General features: G+C 65.0%; 17 protein-coding genes. 16 read left to right on the top strand and 1 reads right to left on the bottom strand.

What is annotated here, in order from left to right:
• Positions 1-2 precede the first annotated feature (2 nt).
• The 5 genes from AAHB17_RS12520 to fdhA all read left to right on the top strand — a co-directional run bounded on the left by AAHB17_RS12520 (position 3) and on the right by fdhA (position 4,684).
• Positions 3-716: an ABC transporter ATP-binding protein gene (locus AAHB17_RS12520; protein ID WP_342130922.1), complete on the top strand. Its 714-nt coding sequence runs from the start codon at positions 3-5 to the stop codon at positions 714-716.
• 20 nt (positions 717-736) lie between these two features.
• Positions 737-1,309: a MarR family winged helix-turn-helix transcriptional regulator gene (locus tag AAHB17_RS12515; protein WP_342130921.1), complete on the top strand. Its 573-nt coding sequence runs from the start codon at positions 737-739 to the stop codon at positions 1,307-1,309.
• 8 nt (positions 1,310-1,317) lie between these two features.
• Positions 1,318-2,274: a PDR/VanB family oxidoreductase gene (locus AAHB17_RS12510; RefSeq protein WP_342130920.1), complete on the top strand. Its 957-nt coding sequence runs from the start codon at positions 1,318-1,320 to the stop codon at positions 2,272-2,274.
• Between the two features lie 37 nt (positions 2,275-2,311).
• On the top strand, positions 2,312-3,409 hold the full coding sequence (locus tag AAHB17_RS12505; protein ID WP_342130919.1) for an aromatic ring-hydroxylating dioxygenase subunit alpha: 1,098 nt from the start codon (positions 2,312-2,314) through the stop codon (positions 3,407-3,409).
• An 81-nt stretch (positions 3,410-3,490) separates the two neighbouring features.
• The gene (gene fdhA / locus AAHB17_RS12500; RefSeq protein WP_342130918.1) at positions 3,491-4,684 is read left to right on the top strand and encodes a formaldehyde dehydrogenase, glutathione-independent; all 1,194 of its coding nucleotides are present in this window, start codon (positions 3,491-3,493) and stop codon (positions 4,682-4,684) included.
• Between the two features lie 33 nt (positions 4,685-4,717).
• On the opposite strand, the gene AAHB17_RS12495 is transcribed toward fdhA, so the two are convergent.
• Entirely contained in the window at positions 4,718-5,638 is a 921-nt protein-coding gene (locus tag AAHB17_RS12495; protein ID WP_342130917.1) for a LysR family transcriptional regulator, read from the bottom strand.
• Between the two features lie 172 nt (positions 5,639-5,810).
• Here AAHB17_RS12495 and AAHB17_RS12490 point away from each other — a divergent pair, with 172 nt between their 5' ends.
• The 11 genes from AAHB17_RS12490 to AAHB17_RS12440 are packed head-to-tail and all read left to right on the top strand — an operon-like array spanning position 5,811 to position 19,700.
• On the top strand, positions 5,811-7,478 hold the full coding sequence (locus AAHB17_RS12490) for a DUF1302 domain-containing protein (protein ID WP_342130916.1): 1,668 nt from the start codon (positions 5,811-5,813) through the stop codon (positions 7,476-7,478).
• Positions 7,479-7,494: 16 nt separating this feature from the next.
• Positions 7,495-8,850, top strand: coding sequence for a DUF1329 domain-containing protein (locus AAHB17_RS12485; RefSeq protein ID WP_342130915.1), 1,356 nt, complete (start codon positions 7,495-7,497; stop codon positions 8,848-8,850).
• Between the two features lie 25 nt (positions 8,851-8,875).
• Entirely contained in the window at positions 8,876-9,895 is a 1,020-nt protein-coding gene (locus AAHB17_RS12480) for a WD40/YVTN/BNR-like repeat-containing protein (RefSeq protein WP_342130914.1), read from the top strand.
• Complete coding sequence (locus AAHB17_RS12475) at positions 9,895-12,282, top strand: efflux RND transporter permease subunit (RefSeq protein ID WP_342130913.1); 2,388 nt, start codon at positions 9,895-9,897, stop codon at positions 12,280-12,282. The genes AAHB17_RS12480 and AAHB17_RS12475 overlap by 1 nt, the downstream gene beginning before the upstream one ends.
• Complete coding sequence (locus AAHB17_RS12470) at positions 12,279-13,376, top strand: aromatic ring-hydroxylating dioxygenase subunit alpha (protein WP_342130912.1); 1,098 nt, start codon at positions 12,279-12,281, stop codon at positions 13,374-13,376. The genes AAHB17_RS12475 and AAHB17_RS12470 overlap by 4 nt, the downstream gene beginning before the upstream one ends.
• Positions 13,363-13,779: a DoxX family protein gene (locus tag AAHB17_RS12465; RefSeq protein WP_342130911.1), complete on the top strand. Its 417-nt coding sequence runs from the start codon at positions 13,363-13,365 to the stop codon at positions 13,777-13,779. Before AAHB17_RS12470 ends, AAHB17_RS12465 begins: the two co-directional genes overlap by 14 nt.
• Positions 13,780-13,793: 14 nt before the next feature.
• The gene (locus AAHB17_RS12460) at positions 13,794-14,954 is read left to right on the top strand and encodes an alpha/beta hydrolase family protein (RefSeq protein ID WP_342130910.1); all 1,161 of its coding nucleotides are present in this window, start codon (positions 13,794-13,796) and stop codon (positions 14,952-14,954) included.
• Between the two features lie 21 nt (positions 14,955-14,975).
• The gene (locus AAHB17_RS12455) at positions 14,976-15,908 is read left to right on the top strand and encodes a VOC family protein (protein ID WP_342130909.1); all 933 of its coding nucleotides are present in this window, start codon (positions 14,976-14,978) and stop codon (positions 15,906-15,908) included.
• A 14-nt stretch (positions 15,909-15,922) separates the two neighbouring features.
• Positions 15,923-16,303, top strand: coding sequence for a Rieske (2Fe-2S) protein (locus tag AAHB17_RS12450; protein ID WP_342130908.1), 381 nt, complete (start codon positions 15,923-15,925; stop codon positions 16,301-16,303).
• A gap of 23 nt (positions 16,304-16,326) precedes the next feature.
• The gene (locus tag AAHB17_RS12445; protein ID WP_342130907.1) at positions 16,327-18,570 is read left to right on the top strand and encodes a glycoside hydrolase family 3 protein; all 2,244 of its coding nucleotides are present in this window, start codon (positions 16,327-16,329) and stop codon (positions 18,568-18,570) included.
• Positions 18,571-18,578: 8 nt separating this feature from the next.
• Positions 18,579-19,700, top strand: a complete 1,122-nt coding sequence (locus AAHB17_RS12440; protein WP_342130906.1) for an FAD-dependent oxidoreductase — start codon at positions 18,579-18,581, stop codon at positions 19,698-19,700.
• Positions 19,701-19,757 lie beyond the last annotated feature (57 nt).

Below are 19,757 nucleotides of genomic sequence, written 5' to 3'. Positions count from 1 at the left end.
ACATGAACGCACCCATCTTGAAACTCGACGGCGTGGTGGCTGGCTACGGTCCGACCACGGTGCTGGATGGCCTCAGCTTCGAGGTCCGGCCGCAGGAGCGTCTGGCGATGATCGGCCGCAATGGCGTGGGCAAGACCAGCGCCTTGCGCGCCATCATGGGCCTGTTGCCCTTGCGCCATGGCCAGGTGTATTTCCAGGGGCAGGATGTGTCCCGGTTGTTGCCGCATCAGCGGGCCGAGCTGGGCCTGGGTTATGTGCCGCAGACCCGCGACATCTTCCCTTCGCTGACGGTCGAGGAGAACCTGCTCGCCGGGTTGAAACGCCGCTCGCGTGGCGCACTGGATGAAGCCTATGCTTTGTTTCCCCGCCTGGCAGAGCGGCGCCGCAACGGCGGCGCGCAGCTGTCGGGTGGTGAGCAGCAGATGCTGTCGGTGGCGCGTGCGCTGCTGGGGCAGCCCACGATGCTGCTGCTGGACGAACCCCTGGAGGGCCTGGCGCCGCTGATCCGGCTGGAACTGCTGCGTGCCTTCGGGCACATGAGCCAGCAGACAGGCATCACCGTTGTCATCGTCGAGCAGCAGGTGGACGAGGCACTGGCCTACGCCGAGCGCGCGGTGATCCTGGACCACGGCGTGGTGGTGCACCAATCGGACGCCGCCCAACTCCTGGCCGACACCGAAGCGCTGGAGCGCTGGGTCGGCATGGCGGTGCATTGAGGGCTCATTAGCATCGGCGTATGAACACCCGCAAAAACACCCCCCCAGCCCAGGACGTCACCGAAACAGGTGCCGTGTCCCGCACGGTGAACCTGGATCACTACGTGCCGGCCTACATGACGTGGGTCACGAACAAGCTGTCCCGTGGCGCGTCGCAACACTACCTCAACACCTTCGACGTGGGCATCGAGACCTGGCGCTGCCTGGTGCTGCTGGCGATCGAAGGCGCGATTTCGGCGCAACAGGTTTCCCGCGTGATCGGCATGGACAAGGGCTCGGTCAGCCGCTGCTTCAAGGGCATGCAGGCGCGCGGCCTGATCCGCACCGAGCTGGACGACGCCGACGGCCGGGTCCGGATCGCCGTGCTCACGCCCGAGGGGCGTGCGCTGCACGACCAGATCATCGGCGTGGCGCTGGAGCGCGAACGCGCCTTCCTCTCGGTGCTCAGCGCCGACGAGGTGGAGGTGCTGCTGGGCATGCTGCGCCGCCTGCACGAGAACCTGCCGGCGGTCGAGGCCGCCACGCAGGCCTACGTCCAAGCCAAGTTCCCCCATGCCGCCGCCAAGCGACGGCCCCCCACAGAAGACGACTGAGTACCGACATGAATGAGTTGATGGTTCGGGTGGCCCGCCGCCAGCAAGAGGTGGACGGCATTTGCAGCTTTGACCTGGTGGCGGACCACGAGGCTGCCTTGCCCGCCTTCACGGCGGGTGCACATCTGGATGTGCATGTGGCCCCGGGCCTGATCCGTCAGTATTCCCTGTGCAACGATCCGGCGGAGCCTGGCCGCTACCGCATCGCGGTGCTGCGCGAACCGGCGTCGCGTGGCGGCTCCGCCGGCATGCACGAACGGGTGCAGGTCGGCGACCGCTTGAAGGTCAGCCCGCCCAAGAACCATTTCCCCCTCACGCCAGCGAAGCACAGCCTGTTGTTCGCGGGGGGCATTGGTGTGACGCCCATGCTGGCGATGGCCCGGACCCTCTTCGCCACCGGCGCGGGTTTCGAGATGCACTACTGCGGCCGCAGCGCCAGCCGCATGGCTTTTGTCGACGAGCTCGCGCAATCGGCGTTTGCCGCGCAGGTGCGGGTGTATGCGGACGATGGCGAACCTGCGCAGAAATTCGATGCGCGGCTTCTGCTGGAAGGCGCGCCCGAGGGCACCCACCTGTATGTCTGCGGCCCGGCGGGTTTCATGGGCCATGTGCTCGACACCGCCCGGCAACTGGGCTGGCCGGAATCGCGGCTGCACCGGGAGTATTTCGCTGGCGCGGTGACCGCGTCCGCCGCCGATGCGGCCTTTGACGTGCGCGTGGCCAGCACCGGGCAGCTCATCCACGTGCCCTCGCACAAGCGCGTCATCGATGTGTTGGCGGACCACGGTGTCGATGTGCCGGTGTCCTGCGAATCGGGTGTTTGCGGCACCTGCCTCACGGGCGTGCTCGAAGGCGCGCCCGAGCACCGGGACAGCTTCCTGACCGACAGCGAACGCCAGGCGAATGACCAATTCACGCCGTGTTGCTCCCGGGCCTGTTCCCCGCTGCTCGTGCTCGACCTCTGACCCGCCCAGTGACCCCCTGCCACACCAGGAGACTTTCATGACCACCCACTGCATTGCCATCAACAACATCCAGCGCATCGGCGACAGCCATGCCTTTCCCCTCGACCAGTGGTACGTGGCCGGGTTCTCGTCCGAACTCGGCGACAAGCCGATCGCGCGCACCTTCCTGAACCAGAAGGTCGTGCTGTTCCGCACCGGCGAGGGCCAGGTGGCGGCGCTGGAGGACCGTTGCTGCCACCGCTCGCTGCCGCTGTCGTGTGGCACGGTGGAAGGCGCGGGCGTGCGCTGCGGCTACCACGGCATGTTGTACGCCCCCAGCGGGCAGTGCATTGAAATCCCCGGCCAGGAGCGCATCCCGGCCAAGGCCCGGGTCAAGGCCTATGCGGTGGTGGAGAAGAACCAGATCATCTGGATCTGGATGCCCAAAACCGAGGGAGCCGAGCCCACCAAGAGCGCGCCCGACTACCCCCATCACGATGACCCGCTCTACAAGTTCGGCAGCGGCAACTACCACTACAACGCGCCCTGGCAGCTGATCCACGACAACCTGCTGGACCTGAGCCACCTGGGCTATGTGCATCTCAAGACCATCGGTGGCAACGCCCGCCTGCACATGAACGCGGAAATGAATGTGACGCAGGAGGGTGAGCAGGTGCGCGTGGTCCGGCTGATGCCCGGGTCCACGCCGCCGCCCACCTACAAGGCGGCCTGGCCGTTTGGCGACACCTGCGACCGGTGGCAGGAAATCGAGTTCGACCTCAGCCATCTCCGCATCTGGACCGGTGCGGTGGAGCCCGGCACCGACGCCATCGACGACCCCCACCGGGGCGGCTTCCACATGCGCGGCTTCCACGGCATCACGCCCGAGACCGCGACCACGTGCCACTACTTCTGGAGCATGGCCAGCAACAAGCACCCGGACATGCCCGAGAACATCGACGAAGTGGTACGGCAGACCGCCTTCACCTTCGATGAGGACCGCCTGGTGATCGAGGCCCAGTACAGGAACATGCTCGAATTCGGCGAGCAGGCCAAGTGGCTGGACATCCACGTGGATGTTGGCGCCAACCGCGCGCGGCGCATTGTCTCGAAGCTGCTGGAACAGCAGCAGGCCACGGACATGGCAGCGGCCTGAAAACGTCCAGTCTCACCGGCAGGTCGCGCGGCGAGCCAGGCGCGTGGCGCATTTCTTCATCCCAACAGCAAGGAGATCAACATGGCCAACAATCGAGGCGTGGTTTACGCCGGACCGGGCAGGGTCGAAGTCCAGTCCATCGACACGCCGAAACTGGTGGACCCGCGCGGTCGCAAGGCCGAGCACGGCGTCATCCTCAAAGTGGTCTCGACCAACATCTGCGGCTCCGACCAGCACATGGTGCGCGGGCGGACCACCGCACCGACCGGCTTGGTGCTGGGCCATGAAATCACGGGTGAGGTGGTCGAGGTCGGGCGCGATGTGGAGACCATGCAGGTGGGCGACTGGGTGTCCGTTCCGTTCAACGTGGCCTGCGGCCGATGCCGCACGTGCAAGGAGCAGCACACCGGTGTCTGCCTGAGTGTCAACCCTTCGCGCGCGGGGGGCGCCTATGGCTACGTCGACATGGGCGGCTGGGTGGGTGGTCAGGCCGAATACGTCATGGTGCCGTATGCCGACTTCAACCTCCTGAAGTTCCCCGATCGCGAGCATGCACGCGCGAAGATCCGTGACCTGACCTGCCTGACCGACATCCTCCCGACGGGTTTCCACGGCGCCGTCACCGCGGGTGTCGGGCCTGGCAGCACCGTGTATGTGGCGGGCGCCGGACCCGTCGGCATGGCCGCAGCGGCGTCGGCGCGTCTGTTAGGCGCGGCGGTGGTGATCGTGGGCGACCTGAATCCCGAGCGCTTGGCACACGCCCGCCGGGTCGGGTTTCAAACCGTGGACGTCTCGCTGGACGCGACGATCGGCGAACAGATCGAGCAGATCCTGGGGACCACGGAGGTGGACTGCGCCATCGATGCCGTGGGTTTCGAAGCGCGCGGGCATGGCCACTCGGGCGCGCAGCACGAGGCACCCGCCACCGTGCTGAACTCGTTGATGGAGATCACGCGCGCGGCCGGCAAGATTGGCATTCCCGGCCTCTACGTCACGGACGATCCCGGTGCCGTGGACACCGCCGCGAAGAAGGGTGCGCTCAGCATCCGCTTCGGCCTGGGCTGGGCCAAGTCGCACAGCTTCTTCACGGGCCAGACCCCGGTCATGAAATACAACCGGGCCTTGATGCAGGCCATTCTGTGGGACCGCATCAACATCGCCGAGGTGGTGGGTGTGGAGGTGATCTCGCTGGACGACGCGCCGCGTGGCTACGCCGAATTCGACGCTGGCGCACCGCGCAAATACGTGATCGACCCCCACGCGATGCTTGCCTGAGCTGGCAGACCGCGCGCCGTCACCCGCCGGATCTCAGGCGGTGTGCATGTCCTGGTCCATGGCCTGCACCGCCTGGTGCAAGGTTTTGCGCAGCCAGGCAATGCCCGGGTCGTTGGTGCGGTACTTGTGCCATTGCATCATCTGGCGCATGGGGGGCAGGCGCACCGGCAGTTCGCGCCGCACCACGGGGAGCATGCGTTCGGCCTGCAGCGCCAGCCGGTGGTGCAGGGTGGCGATGCGGGTGGTGCCCACCACCAGGCGCGGCGCGGTGGCGAAACTGAAGGTGGTCACCTCCACCCGGCGGTAGATGCCCATTTCCGCCAGTGCCTGGGTTTCGAAGGCCTTGGCCTGGGGCGGCTCCATGACCACATGGCCCTGGTTCAGGTAGCGCTCCAGCGTCAATTCACCGTGGGCCAGTGGCGACTCGCGCCAGACCAGGCCACAGAAGGATTCCTCGAAGAGCTGTTCGGCCGGGTGCTCCTTGGCGGCAAAGCGGTCGGGAATGATCATCAGATCGACCTCGCCGTTTTCCAGCGCCCGCTGGGGGTTGGTCACTTGCGGCAGCAACTGAAAACGCACTTTGAGCGACTGGCGGTGCACCAGCGCCAGCAAATGGGGCATGAGCACGGCGTTGGTGTAGTCCGACACCGTGAGCCGGAATTCCCGGTCTGACTGGGCCGCATCGAATTCTGGTTGCAACAGCACGGCGGCTTCCACGCGGATGAGCACGTCCCGCACCGGGTCCTTGAGCGCCAGCGCCCGGGGTGTGGGCTCCATCTTGCGGCCCACCTGCACCAGCAGCTCGTCATCGAAATACTCGCGCAGCCGGGCCAGGGCGTTGCTCATGGCCGATTGCCCCAGGTGCACTTTTTCCGCGGCCCGGCTGATGCTGTTTTCAGAGAGCAAGGCGTCCAGCGCCACCAGCAGGTTCAAGTCCAGTTTGTTGAATCGCATGGCCTGGTGTTAACCCTTTGTGAATCACTGAAATCGATTCGAACAATCAAATCAATCCATTTCCCAAATATATCGCGTCTCCGTACAGTCCGCTCCACCCCCCACAGCGTGGCCTTTCAAGCCGCCTTGTTTTTGCCGGGGCGGCCAACAAGACACACATCTGGAGACACGCATGAGAACTTGGCAATCCACCGCGGCAGCGGGGCTTCGCTTGAGCGCGGTGGCGGTTGCATCGCTGCTGGCCAGCGGTGCACAGGCGCTCGAATTCGACACCGGCAATCCCGATCTCAACATACGGTGGGACAACACCGTGAAGTACAGCGCTGCCCGTCGCCTGTCCGACCGTTCGCCCGGGTTGTCGCGCACGGCGTTTGGTCCCACGGGTGTCGTGGGGGCCAACAACATCAACCAGGACGACGGCAACAACAACTTCGACAAAGGCCTGGTGTCGAGCCGTGTGGACGTGTTGAGCGAGCTGGACGTCAAGTACAACAGCGTCGGCGCGCGTGTGAGTGCCGCCGCCTGGTACGACCAGGTCTACAACCGAGCCACCGACAACCGGACCGCCACGGCCAACCAGGCCCATGCCTCGCAGTTCGCCACCGAGACCCGCGACGTCATGGGCCGTCAGGCCGAGCTGCTCGATGCCTTTGTGTACGGCAACACCGAGCTCGACGGCCGCCGCTTGTCGGGCCGCCTGGGCCGCCACACCTTGCTCTGGGGCGAGAGCCTGTTTTTTGGCGCCAACGGCATTGCCGGCGGCATGGCCCCGCTGGACCTGGTGAAGCTGCAATCGGTGCCCAGCTCGCAGTTCAAGGAAATCGCGCGGCCGACCGGCAAGCTGTCCGGCTCCTACCAGCTCAGCGACACGGTGACCCTGGGCGGCTATGTCGGCTACGAATGGGAGAAGACACGGCTCATGCCTTCGGGCGCCTACCTGTCGGGCAGCGATCCACTGGGGCCGGGTGGCCAGAGCATCAACGCCGGGCCAACGGGTACCTTCCAGCGCAAGCCCGATCTCCGGGCGTCCGACAGCGGCCAGTACGGCCTGCAGCTGCGCTGGAATGCCGAGGACATCGACACCCAGTTCGGTCTCTACGCCATCCGCTTCCACGCGACCGGACCGAGCAACATCTGGACCTCGCTCAATGGCCGTCCGCCCGCGCTCACCGCCAACAGCTACCAGTGGGTCTATCACGAGGGCACCCGTGCCTATGGTGTGAGCGCAGCCAAGACCATCGATGAATGGAGCCTGGCGGGCGAAGTCTCCTTTCGCCAGAACATGCCGCTGAGCAGCTCGGGCCAGTCCATCATCCCCGCCATCGGCGTGGGCACGGCCTACAACAACACCTCCAACCCAGGCTATGCGGTGGGCGACACCGCGCACGCGCAGTTTTCCTGGATCGCCAGCCTGGGCCCCAGTGTCATTGCCCGCGAAGCCAGTTTCGTCGGCGAGGTGGCTTGGAACACGCGTCTGAAAACCACCAAGAACGAAGCCCGCCTCAACCCGAATGCCGACAAATCGGCCGCCGCGGTGCGCATGGCTTACACGCCCACCTACCGCCAGCTGTTCCCAGGCATTGACGTATCGCCCTCCATCGGGGTGGGCTACACCTGGGGCAAGTCCTCCGCCGTGGGCCCGGCCTTTGGCGTGGACAAGGGGGGTGACATCAACATCGGCGTCACCCTGGTCTACCTGGGCAACTGGGTCGCGACGTTGAACTACGTCAAGTTCCTGGGCCCTGAAGGTCCGACGCTGGACAACAACAGCAACGCCCAGTTCAAGCAAGCACTGAAGGACCGCGACTTCGTGTCCTTCTCGCTGCGCACCACCTTCTGATTTCGGAGACCACCCCATGAAGTTCCATCTCGCGCCGCGCGCGATCTGCGCCGCTGCATTCCTTGCGCTGTCCGCCAGCACCGCCCTGGCGGCCGTCACGCCCGAGGAGGCCGCGCGCCTCAAGGGCGAACTCACGCCCCTGGGGGCCGAAAAGGCTGGCAACAAGGATGGCAGCATCCCGGCCTGGACCGGTGGCTTCACCCAGGCGATTGCGGGCGACAAGGTCGGGGGTCGCCGTGGCAACCCGTTCAAGGACGAAAAGCCGCTCTACACCGTGACGGCGCAGAACATGGACCAGCACGCCGACAAGCTCAGCGATGGCGTCAAGTCCCTGCTCAAGAAATACCCGGACTCTTACCGCCTGAACGTCTACAAGACCCACCGTACCGCCGTGGCACCGCAGTGGGTGTACGACAACACGGCCAAGAACGCCACGCGCGCGTCGCTGGACGGCCATGCGCTCAAAGGGGCCTATGGCGGCATTCCCTTCCCCATTGCCAAGAACGGCCTGGAAGCCATGTGGAACCACAAGCTGGCCTGGCGCGGCACGGCCTGGGAGGCCCAGCTGAGCCAGTACCAGATCACCGCCGACGGAAAAGTGGTGTTGACCACCGATGGCCTGATCCGCCAGCGCATGCCCTACTACTACGAAGAAGGGTCGCCGGAGAAGTTTGACGGCTACTTCTGGGAAGTGAACCTCGAAAACGCCGGCCCTCCCATCCGCGCGGGCGAGATGATCGTGGGGCGCAACCACGTGGACGCCTCCAAGTCTGCCGCCTATGTCTACCTGACCGGCCAGCGTCGCGTGCGCAAGCTGCCCAATGCCTGCTGCGACACGCCCACGCCCGCCTCGGCCGGCCTGATGTCTTTCGATGAACTGAGCGTGTTCTCCGGCTCCACCAGCCTGTTCGACTGGAAGCTGCTGGGCAAGAAGGACGTGCTGGTGCCCTACAACCAAAACGGTTTTCTGCAGGCCAAGGAGTCCGACATCATCAAGGGCCAGCACCTGAACCCCGAGCACGTGCGCTGGGAGCTGCACCGCGTGTGGGTGGTCGAGGCCAACCTGACGGCCGGGCAACGCCACCAGGCGCCCAAGAGTGTGTACTACCTCGACGAAGACACCTGGCAGGCGGTGCTGGGTGACCGCTGGGACGGCAAGGGCCAGCTGTGGAAGACGCTGTGGGCCTTCAACTACGTGATGCCCGACTTCCCCGGCACGGTGCAGCAGACCTTTGGCTACTACGACCTGCTGTCCGGGCAAGCCTACGTGGCCAACGTGCTCAACGACAAGTCCTTCCACCATCGGCAGTCCAAACGCTGGCCGACCGACCTGTTCACCGGCGACGGCCTGGCCTCTCAAGGCGTGCGCTGAGGATCCCATGCGAGCTGTTGTGTTCATGAGTTGGGCTTTGGCGGCCGGCCTGCCGGCGGCGGCGGGCCCCGTTGCCGATGCGCTGGAGCGCCCGGCGCTGGTGCTCAAGAACCCACGCAACGCCTTGGTGCTCTCGGCCGCCCGCGCCGGCCAGCAGCGGGTGGTGGTGGGTGAGCGTGGCGTCATCCTGCGCCAGGCCGAGGCCCGCGGTCCCTGGCAGCAGGTGGCCAGCCCGGTGAGCACCACCCTGACCACAGTGCGTTTCGCGGACGACCGCCATGGGGTGGCCGTGGGTCATGGGGGCGCCGTGCTGGTCACCCGTGACGGTGGGCAACAGTGGACATTGCAGCTTGATGGTCGTCGATTGGCCAAGCTGGCCCTCGAAGCCGCGCAGGCAGGTGCAGACCCTGTGTTGCTGCGCGATGCCGAACGCCTGGTGGCCGATGGCCCCGACAAGCCCTTCCTCGATGCCCACATGTGGGACGCGCAGCGCCTGCTGGTGGTGGGGGCCTACGGCATTGCCATGGCCAGCGACAACGGCGGCGTCCACTGGACCAGCTGGATGGGTCGTCTGCCCAACCCCCGCGGCAACCACCTGTACGCCGTCCGTCAGCGGGGTGAGCGGGTCTTGATCGCCGGCGAGCAGGGCCTGGCGCTGCTGTCGGTGGATGGTGGCAATAGCTTCAAGGCCCTCAAGACACCTTATGCGGGAAGCTGGTTCACGGCGGAAATGCTGGCGGACGACGTGTACGTGCTGGCCGGTTTGCGGGGCAACGTGTGGATGACCCGCGACGGTGGCGGCACCTGGGCACAAATGGCCAACCCCATGCCCGCGTCCATCGTGGCATCGGCGCGCGATGCGCAGGGCCAGGCCCTCTTCGTCAACCAGGCGGGGTTTGTGTTGGCACTGAGTGAACAAGGCTTGCGCCCTGTGAACAAGACCGCCTGGCCCACGCCCACCGGCGTGTTGATCGATGGCAGCACGTGGCTGGCGCTGGGCGCGCAGGGTCCGATCGAATTGAATGAGCAGGGAGAGCGTTTCTGATGGCCGGCATTGCTGTCCCCGCCGGTGTGATGGACACATCGGCCCCTTTCGACCCGGCCTCCGGTTCCGTGATCGAGCGTGCGTTGTTCAACCACCGCTGGCTGGTGGTGCTGTTGTGCGCGCTGCTCACCGTGTTGCTGGGCTGGCAGGCCACGCGCCTGCAGCTCAACGCCAGCTTCGAAAAAACCATCCCCACGCAGCACCGCTATGTGCAGAACTACCTCACGCACCAGAACGACCTGAGTGGCCTGGGGAACACGGTGCGCATCGCGGTGGCAGCGCCACAAGGTGGCATCTACGACGCGAAGTACCTCGACACCCTGCGTCGGTTCTCCGACGAGGTGTTCCTGTTGCCGGGTGTGGACCGCATGCGCATGAAATCGCTGTGGACACCCACCACCCGCTGGGTGGGCGTCACCGAGGAGGGCCTGGAAGGCGGGCCTGTGATTCCCGATGGCTTTGATGGTTCGCCAGCCAAGCTGCAACAGCTGGCAGCCAACGTCGCCCGCTCAGGCGAAATCGGGCAGCTGGTGGCGCGCGACGCCAAGTCCTCCGTCATCTTTGTGCCACTGCTGTCCAAGGACGCCGATGGCCGGGCTGTGGACTACGCCACGCTGTCGGCCAGCCTTGAACACCTGCGAACCCGTTACGAGGCCGAAGGTGTGCGGGTGCACATCACCGGCTTTGCCAAGATCGTGGGCGACCTGATCGATGGCGTGCGTGCGGTGCTGGTGTTTTTTGGCATCGCCGTGCTCATCGCCGCCGTGATGGTGTTCTGGTACACACGCTGCCTGCGCTCCACGGCCCTGGTGGTGCTGGCCTCGCTGATCGCGGTGGTCTGGCAACTCGGACTGTTGCCTTTGTTGGGCTACGCGCTCGACCCGTACAGCATCCTCGTGCCCTTCCTGGTGTTTGCCATCGGGATGAGCCACGGCGCCCAAAAGATGAACGGCATCATGCAGGACGTGGGCCGTGGCGTGCACAAGCTGGTGGCCGCACGCTTCACCTTCCGGCGCCTGTTTCTGGCCGGCTTGACCGCATTGCTGGCCGACGCTGTCGGCTTTGCGGTGCTGCTGGTGATCGACATCCAGGTCATCCGCGAACTGGCCATCGCCGCGTCCATCGGCGTGGCGGTGCTGATCTTCACCAACCTGATCCTGTTGCCGGTGTTGCTGAGCTACACCGGCGTGAGCGCGCAGGCGGCCGCGCGCAGCCTGAGGGCCGAAGCAGCAGATGCCGCCGGCAGCAGCAAACACCCCGCTTGGGCGTTTCTGGACCGGTTCACCGAGCGCCGCTGGGCCACCGTGGCGGTGGTCGCCGGGCTGGTGATGGGGGCCGGGGGTTTTGTCGCCAGCACGCAGCTCAAGATCGGCGACCTCGACCCTGGCGCACCGGAGCTGCGCGCCGACAGCCGCTACAACCGCGACGTGGCCTTCATGAACGCCGCCTACGGTGCCGGCAGCGACGTGCTGGCGGTGATGGTCAAGACACCCGATGGCCAGTGCTCACGCTTTGAGACGTTGAACAAGGTGGATGCGCTGGAATGGGAGCTCCGCCAGATCGACGGCGTGGAAAACACCAACACGCTGGCGCTGCTGAACCGCCGCGTGCTCTCGGGTCTGAACGAAGGCAACCCGCGCTGGTACGAATTCCTGCCGAACCAGGACATGCTCAACACCGTGACGGCTGGCGCGCCGCGTGGCCTGTACAACGATGCCTGTGGTTTGCTGACGGTCTATGTCTACCTGAGTGACCACAAGGCCGACACGCTCACGCGGGTGGTCGACCACGTCGAGGCCTTTGCCCGCGACAACAACACCGCCGACACCCAGTTCCTGCTCGCGGCGGGCAGCGCTGGCATCGAGGCCGCCACCAACATCGTTGTCAAGGACGCCTGGCGCACCATGCTGCTGCTGGTCTATGGGGCCGTGGTGCTGCTGTGTTTCATCACCTTCCGTTCCTGGCGGGCGGTGGTGGTGGCGGTGTTGCCGCTGGTGGTCACGTCCTTCATGGCCGAGGCGTTGATGGTGGGATTGAGCATGGGGGTGAAAGTGGCCACGCTGCCGGTGATCGCCCTGGGCGTGGGCATAGGCGTGGACTACGCGCTCTACATCCTCAGCATCACCCTGGCGCAATTGCGCGAAGGCAAGAGCCTGTCAGAGAGCTACTACCGCGCGCTGCTGTTCACCGGCAAGGTGGTGATGCTGACCGGCGTGACCCTGGCCGTGGGCGTGATCACCTGGGTCGCCAGTCCCATCAAGTTCCAGGCCGACATGGGCTTGCTCTTGGCCTTCATGTTCATCTGGAACATGTTGGGCGCCCTCGTGCTGTTGCCCGCGCTCGCCCACTTCCTGCTCAAGCCGGGCACAACCAAGGAGGCAGCGTGACTTTTCTGCGCAATGTTTGGTACGTGATCGGCTGGGCCGACGAGCTCATGCCAGGGCAGATGCTGGCCCGGCGCATCTGCGATGAACCTCTCGTGTTCTATCGCGATGACACGGGCGCTCCTCACGCCTTGTTTGACCGCTGCCCCCACCGTTTTGCGCCCTTGTCCATGGGCAAGCTCTGTGATGGTGGCACCGCTATCCAGTGTGGCTACCACGGCCTGCGCTTCGGTGCCGACGGCAAGTGCATCCACAACCCCCACGGCGACGGACGCATTCCGGCGGCCGCCGCCGTCAAGACCTACCCGGTGGTCGAGCGCTGGAGCCTGCTGTGGGTCTGGATGGGCGATCCGGCCCAGGCCGACCCGGCGCGGATTCCCGCTTTCCCCTTTCTGGACACGGCCGACTGGTACGTGGGCAAGGCGCAGATGGAGATCGACGCCAACTACGTGCTGGAGAGCGACAACATCCTCGATCTCAGCCACATCGAATTCTTGCACCCGGGCACCTTGGGCGGTGGTCAGTCGGGCGAGGGCAAAACCACGGTGACGGTGGAGGGCCAAACCGTCTGGTCGCGGCGGGTGATCCGTGGCGAGATCCTGCCACCCTTTCTCTACCAGGCAACGGGTCTGCCCGACCAGGCGCTGTGCGACCGCTGGCTCGATGTGCGGTGGGACGCGCCCGCCAGCATGTACCTCCAGGCCGATATCGCGCTGGCGGGCACGCCCCGCGAGCAAGGCATACAGACGCCGCAGGTGCACCTGTTCACGCCAGCCAGCGCGGGCAAAACCTGCTACTTCTACGCGCTGGCCATGCCCAAGGCCTTGGGCGCCTGGGCGGAAGACGCCGCGCATCAGAACGTCATGGGTTTGCGCGAACCTTTCCTGCGCGAGGACAAGCCCATGGTCGAGGCCCAGCACCGTGCCCTGGCCGGTCGGTCCTTCTGGGACATGAAGCCCGTTTTGCTCGACATCGATGCGCCAGCGGTGCGGGCGCGCCGGGTGCTCGATCAGATGCTGGCCGCCGAACAGGCGTCAGCGAATGAACCCGCCATCACCGATGGCCAACAACCCCAAGACCGTCATGACCTCCTTTGACCACGCGCTGGCCCTGTGTGGCCGCATCGGCCTTGCTGTGCTCTTTCTGCCATCCGGCATCGCCAAGCTCACGTCCCTGGGCCCCACGGCCGGCTTCATCGCCAGCAAAGGCCTGCCGGGTGCGTCGCTGCTGGCGGGATTGAGCGGTGGGCTGGAGGTGCTCTGTGCCCTGGCGGTGCTGCTGGGCTGGCGCATCCGGTGGGCGGCGCTGGCGTTGGCCATCTTCACCCTCTTGGCCGCCGTGTTGTTCCATGACTTCTGGGCGGCCGAAGGGTCGCAGGCCCTGTTCCAGCGACTGTCCTTTTTCAAGAACGTCGGCATCGCGGGTGGCCTGCTCGTGCTGGCCGCGTCGGACCCCGGGCGTTTCGCGCTGGAACGCACTCCATCCCACCCCAAAACCTGATCCACAACACCCCCATGTTCAAGTATTTCCCCACCAACTACGTCTGGAATCTGTCGGTCAACCTGGCCATCGAGATGGGCGCCCGCATGGGCGAGATCGAGGTGATGTGCGCTCCACTCCAGGAGGCCGCCAAGGCACCCGATGCCGCCGGCACGCAGGCGTTTCGCGCAACCTGGTCGGCGATGGCGGATCGGCTGTGCGAACTGGCCGCGGAAGACGAAGCCCGTGGTCGGCTGCTGTCCGCCGGTGAGAAATACAACCGCGCCGCCACCTATTACCTGACCGGCGAACGCCTGCAGGCACATGGCGCGCCGGGCCGGTTGGCCTTGTACCAACGCTTTTTGGAGGTATTTGCCAAGGGCTTGCGCCTGAGCGGCGAGAACTGCGAGCGGGTCGAAATTCCGTACGAGGGCAAGGTCTTGTCCGCGCTGTATGTGCGTGCCGAGGGCGTGTCGGGCAAAGCGCCTGTGCTGGTCCAACTCAACGGCCTGGACTCGACCAAGGAGATGAAGTACCGCGTGGGCCTGCCGATGTGGCTGGCCAAGCGGGGCGTCTCGTCCCTGATCGTCGACCAGCCCGGCACCGGTGAGGCGCTTCGCCTGCATGGGCTGACGGCACGTTTTGACAGCGAACACTGGGCCAGCCGCGTGGTGGATTGGTTGGAGACACGTGACGAGGTGGACCCACAGCGCATCGGTTGTGAGGGTGTGTCCCTGGGCGGCTACTACTGCCCGCGCGCTGTCGCCATGGAGCCGCGTTTTGCCTGTGGCGTGGTCTGGGGTGCCAACCATGACTGGCGCGATGTGCAAAAGCGCCGGTTGGAAAAAGAAGGCAGTTTCCCGGTGCCGCACTACTGGAGCCACGTGCAATGGGTCTGGGGCGCCAAGGACATGGACGACTTCATGCGCATCGCGGAAAACGTTCACCTCGATGGCGTGGTCGAAAAAATCCGCGTGCCCTTCCTGGTCACCCACGGCGAGAAGGATTCGCAGATCCCGCTCAAGTGGGCCCACCGCACCTACGAACAACTGGTCAACAGTCCCAAGCGCGAACTCAAGGTGTTCACCGACCGCGAAGGCGGCGTGCAGCACAGCAGTTTCGACAACAGCATCAACGCCGGCCACTACATCGCCGACTGGGTCGCCGAGACCCTGGGCGGCCGCACCACTGCCTGAACCACCACTAGGAAAAGAAGCATGAACATCATCGGACTCGATGCCCTTGTTTTTGGCGTGGACGATGTCCCTGCCTGCCACCAATACCTGATCGACTACGGACTGAACGATGCGGGCGGTGGCCGCTTTGAAGCGCTGGACGGCACCGCCGTGCTGGTGCGCGCCAAGGACGATGCCAGCTTGCCGGCAGGGATGGGCACCGCCAGCATGCTGCGCGAAACCGTCTACGGCGTGGCCGACGTCGCCACACTCGATGCGATCGCCACCGAACTCGCCCGTGACCGCGAGGTCACCCGCGAGGGGGGGGTGGTGCGCGCCCGCGACGACATGGGCTTTGCCCTGGCTTTTCAGGTGACCGTTCGCCGCCCCTTGCGCCTGCCCGCCGAAACCGTGAATGCCCCAGGTGCCGCACCGCAGCGCGGACCCAATGCCCTGGGCCTGTCGCCCGACATGCCGGCGCTGCCTCGTTCGCTCTCGCACGTGGTGTATTTCGTCCCTGACGCCGCCCAGGCCGAGGCCTTCTACACCCGCCTGGGTTTTGTCAGCACCGACCGTTTCACCGGCGTGGGCCCCTTCCTGCGGCCCGCTGGCACGCTGGACCACCACACCCTGTTCATGATCCAGACGCCGCCGTTCATGAAGGGCTGCGAGCACTTCACCTTCCACATGGGCGGCCCGACCGAGGTGTTGCTGGCGGGTACCCGTTTTGTGGAGAAGGGCTACCAAAGCTTCTGGGGGCCGGGACGCCACAAGTTCGGCAGCAACTGGTTCTGGTACTTCAATTCACCGCTGGGCTGTCATGTGGAGTACGACGCCGACATGGACCAACACGACAACCGCTGGACCGAACGCGAAGTGCCCATGAGTGCCGACGCCTCGCAGCTGTTCCTGTTTCAGCACCGTGAGAAGTGGGCCCCATCCGGCCCACCGCCCGGCGCCGGAGCCAAACACTGATCTGGGCTTGCGACATGAGCGCCCAACACCTGTGTGACTTCGATGATCTGCCTGATGGCAAGTCGCGGGGCTTCGACACCGATGGCCGCGGGCAGGACACGGTGTTGCTGGTGCGACGGGGCGAGCGCGTCTATGCCTATCGCGATGCCTGCCCCCATCTGGGCGGCACACCCATGGCCTGGCGCAAGGACGCCTACCTCAGCGGTGATGGTCAGCACATCGTCTGTCACGCCCACGGTGCGCGCTTCGACATCGTGACCGGCGCCTGTGTGCTGGGGCCTTGTCTAGGGCAGGCCCTGGAGCCTGTATCGGTATCGGTCTTGGAGCAGGCAACCCAACGCCTGGTGGTGTTGCACGAAGACGTTGGTATGGGAAAAGCTGAAAAAAATGGTTGATCCCAATAATTGAGGAGACTGAGATGAGCTGTAAAAAAGTGGATGGCCCATTGTTCAAAAAATGGGCAGCGTTGCCGATGGCCGCCACGGTGACCCTGGTGGGCGTGGTGGCCTGCGGCGGTTCCAATGATCTTCAGCAGCCGGCGTTGGGCGTTCGTTCCAAAACCATTCTGACCGTGGACGGCTTCAAGTTCCGCGATGCCAATGGGAACGGGCAACTTGACGCCTACGAGGACTGGCGCAATAGCACCGGCACGAGAGTCGATGACCTGGTGAGCCGCATGTCGCTGGAAGAAAAAGCCGGCATGATGTTGATCGACACCTTGAACGCGGGCTGTGGTGGCGGGCTCGCCAATACCCAGACCAACAACTACGTGAGTACGCAGAAGATGACCCGCTTCGTTCTGCGCAACACGGTCAAGGCGGTCGGCGATGCGTGTGATGGCAGCGTGACACCTGGGCGCTCAGGTTTCAATGTCACGCCCTTGCAGATGGCTCAGTTCACCAACGCGGTCCAGGCACTCGCAGAATCCCAGCGCCTGGGCATTCCGGTTCAGTTCAAAGACAACGCGCGCAACCACTACAACAATGACCCGCGCTTCGGGATCTCTTCGGGTGCGGGGGCATTCACCGAATTTCCGCGCGAAGCCGGTATCGCGGCAGCGTCGCTTGGCTTGGGCGACATGTCGGCGGTGAAGGCATTGACCGACGTCATGGGTGCCGAATGGCGTGCCATCGGTCTGCGTGGCATGTATGGCTACATGGCCGATTTGGCGACCGAGCCGCGCTGGTACCGGGTTTCCGAGACATTCACCGAGGATGCCAACCTGACGGCCAATATCATGACCGAACTGGTCAAGGGCCTGCAGGGTGGCCCGGTCAACCCAGGCTCTGCCGTGGCACTGACCATGAAACACTTTCCTGGCGGTGGTCCGCAGGAACAGGGGCTGGATCCGCATTATTCGTTTGGCAAGCGTCAGGTTTACCCAGGTGGCGCATTTGCCGACCACCTCAAACCCTTCAAGGCAGCCATGGACGCCGGTGTCTCTGCCGTCATGCCCTATTACGGCGTGCCGGTGAACCTGACCTATGAGGGTGTCACCTACGAACAAACCGGTTTCGCATTCTCAAAACAGATCGTCACCGATTTGTTGCGTGGCAAGCTTGGGTTTTCAGGTTACGTGAACTCCGATACCGGCGTGATCAACGACCGTGCATGGGGGCTGGAAGGCAAGTCTGTGCCACAACGTGTTGCAGCGGCCATCAACGCCGGCAACGACATCCTGTCGGGCTACACCTCCAACAAAACCATCACCGACCTGGTGGGCGCCGGTTTGGTGACGGAGGCGCGTATCACCGAGTCCGCGCGCCGGCTGTTGACCGAGCAGTTCAGGCTCGGTCTGTTTGAGAACCCTTATGTTGACGAAGCACTGGCAAGCGGTGTGGTCGGCAGCGAGGCGAACCGGGTCAAAGGCCAGTTGGTGCAGAAGCAGTCCATCGTGCTGTTGCAGAACAAGGCCCAGGGCAGCGGCAAGACATTGCCGTTGCCCGCCGGTGCGAAGCTGTACACCATGGGTGTGGGCGTGACAGACGCGCAAAGCCATGGCTACACCGTGACCGATGGCAACTACACGACGCCGGGCACACGCCCGAGCGCAGCCGGCCACGATTACGCCCTCATTCGTGTGCAGGTCAGCAACGTCAACACCGGCGGCTACCGCACCAAGGGCGCAGACACCGGCGCCGATCCGACCAAGCTCAACCCGGTCACCGGCAAGGTTTGGGGTGCAGAGGACAACTGCATCTTGTTCCCTGCGACCAATTCCGGCTGTGTGGACGATGGGCAGGTGGGGCCGAACACGTTTGCGGGCCTGATCTTTGGCGGTGCCCTGCCTTGGGAGGTCAACAACCTGTCGTTCACCACCATGGCGGCCTCGCAGTCATGGAAGGTTTCGCCATCGCTGGATGACATCAAGGCCGTGATGAACGAGGTGGGTGCGAGCAAGACGGTCCTGGCCATCTACTTCCGGAACCCCTATGTGCTCGACGACGCCAGTGGACTGAAGAACGCCGGCGCCTTGTTGGCCACGTTTGGTGTCAGCGACAAGGCCTTGTTGGAAGTCGTGAGCGGCCAGTTCAAACCACAAGGCAAGCTGCCGTTTGCGCTGGCCAACAACCTGCAGGCGGTGGTCGACAACCAGCCTGACGTGCCCGGCTATCCGCAAGCGGACACCCTCTATCCTTTTGGCTTTGGCCTCACCTACTGAGCACACCCATGAAAAAACACATTCTCATCATCGGTGGCGGCTTCTCCGGCATGGCCGCCGCCATCCAGCTGCGCAAGTCGGGGGCCGAGGTGGACCTGGTCGAGATCGACCCGGGCTGGCGCAGCTACGGCGCTGGCATCAGCCTGGGGGGCGCGACGCTGCGCGCCTTCCGCACCCTGGGCATCCTCGACGCCTTCTTGGCACAGGGCAATGCCAGCGACGGTGTGAAGCTGTGCCTGCCACACGGCCCCCAGGTGGCCGAGTTGCCGACGCCCCGCATCGCGGGGGCCGACGTGCCGGGCGGCGGCGCCATCATGCGGCCAGTCCTGGCGCGCATCCTGGCCGACGCCACACGGGCCAGCGGCACCAAGGTCTACCTGGGCAACACTTTCACCAGCCTGCAGCAGGATGCCGAGGGCGTGGACGTGGTGTTCTCCGACGGCCAGCGACGCCGTTACGACCTGGTCATTGGCGCCGACGGTCTGTATTCCAAGCTGCGCGAAACCCTGTTCCCGCAAGCGCCCAAGCCGACCTACAGCGGCCAGGCCGTGTGGCGTGCCGTGTTGCCGCGTCCGCCGGAAATCGAAACTGCCACGATGTGGATGGGGCCACGCATCAAACCCGGCGTGAACCCGGTGTCCAAAACCGAGATGTACCTGTTCGTCACCGAACCTCGCCCCAGCAACGAACACGTGGACCCCTCCACCTTCGCCACCCAGTTGCGGTCCTTGCTGGACGACTTCCCCGCGCCCACGTTGCAGGCCATCCGCAGCCAGATTGGTGATGACTCGCAGATTGTCTTTCGCCCACTGGAGGGTTTGCTCATGCCCAGGCCCTGGTTCAGCGGCCGGGTGGTGTTGATCGGCGACACGGTGCATGCGACGACGCCTCACCTGGCCTCGGGCGCTTGTATTGGCATCGAGGACGCACTGGTGTTGGCGGAGGAGCTGGACCGCCATACCGAGACCGAAGCCGGGCTGGCCGCATTCGAGGCCCGACGCTGGGAACGTTGCCGCATGGTGGTGGAGAACTCGGCCCGGCTGGGCGAGATCGAGATCGCCAATGGTGACAAGGAAGAGCACGCCCGCATCATGCGCAGCTCACTGATGGCCTTGGCCGATCCGATCTGAACGCCCGATGCCACACAGAGATGACACAGCGGCCGGCGTGACGGCTGTCCCGTGCGG

It is taken from the genome of Hydrogenophaga sp. OTU3427 (assembly GCF_038440225.1).
Classification (GTDB): Bacteria; Pseudomonadota; Gammaproteobacteria; order Burkholderiales; family Burkholderiaceae_C; genus Hydrogenophaga.
Note: the sequence above shows the minus strand (reverse complement) of the source record. Positions and strands in the feature narration are given on the sequence as shown.

Coding starts and splice junctions, on each gene's coding strand:
- AAHB17_RS12475 (WP_342130913.1), top strand. CDS start 9,895: ATGGCCGGCATTGCTGTCCCCGCCGGTGTGATGGACACATCGGCCCCT.
- AAHB17_RS12520 (WP_342130922.1), top strand. CDS start 3: ATGAACGCACCCATCTTGAAACTCGACGGCGTGGTGGCTGGCTACGGT.
- AAHB17_RS12515 (WP_342130921.1), top strand. CDS start 737: ATGAACACCCGCAAAAACACCCCCCCAGCCCAGGACGTCACCGAAACA.
- AAHB17_RS12455 (WP_342130909.1), top strand. CDS start 14,976: ATGAACATCATCGGACTCGATGCCCTTGTTTTTGGCGTGGACGATGTC.
- AAHB17_RS12460 (WP_342130910.1), top strand. CDS start 13,794: ATGTTCAAGTATTTCCCCACCAACTACGTCTGGAATCTGTCGGTCAAC.
- AAHB17_RS12480 (WP_342130914.1), top strand. CDS start 8,876: ATGAGTTGGGCTTTGGCGGCCGGCCTGCCGGCGGCGGCGGGCCCCGTT.
- AAHB17_RS12450 (WP_342130908.1), top strand. CDS start 15,923: ATGAGCGCCCAACACCTGTGTGACTTCGATGATCTGCCTGATGGCAAG.
- AAHB17_RS12440 (WP_342130906.1), top strand. CDS start 18,579: ATGAAAAAACACATTCTCATCATCGGTGGCGGCTTCTCCGGCATGGCC.
- AAHB17_RS12495 (WP_342130917.1), bottom strand. CDS start 5,638: ATGCGATTCAACAAACTGGACTTGAACCTGCTGGTGGCGCTGGACGCC.
- AAHB17_RS12505 (WP_342130919.1), top strand. CDS start 2,312: ATGACCACCCACTGCATTGCCATCAACAACATCCAGCGCATCGGCGAC.
- AAHB17_RS12510 (WP_342130920.1), top strand. CDS start 1,318: ATGAATGAGTTGATGGTTCGGGTGGCCCGCCGCCAGCAAGAGGTGGAC.
- AAHB17_RS12465 (WP_342130911.1), top strand. CDS start 13,363: ATGACCTCCTTTGACCACGCGCTGGCCCTGTGTGGCCGCATCGGCCTT.
- fdhA (WP_342130918.1), top strand. CDS start 3,491: ATGGCCAACAATCGAGGCGTGGTTTACGCCGGACCGGGCAGGGTCGAA.
- AAHB17_RS12490 (WP_342130916.1), top strand. CDS start 5,811: ATGAGAACTTGGCAATCCACCGCGGCAGCGGGGCTTCGCTTGAGCGCG.
- AAHB17_RS12485 (WP_342130915.1), top strand. CDS start 7,495: ATGAAGTTCCATCTCGCGCCGCGCGCGATCTGCGCCGCTGCATTCCTT.
- AAHB17_RS12445 (WP_342130907.1), top strand. CDS start 16,327: ATGAGCTGTAAAAAAGTGGATGGCCCATTGTTCAAAAAATGGGCAGCG.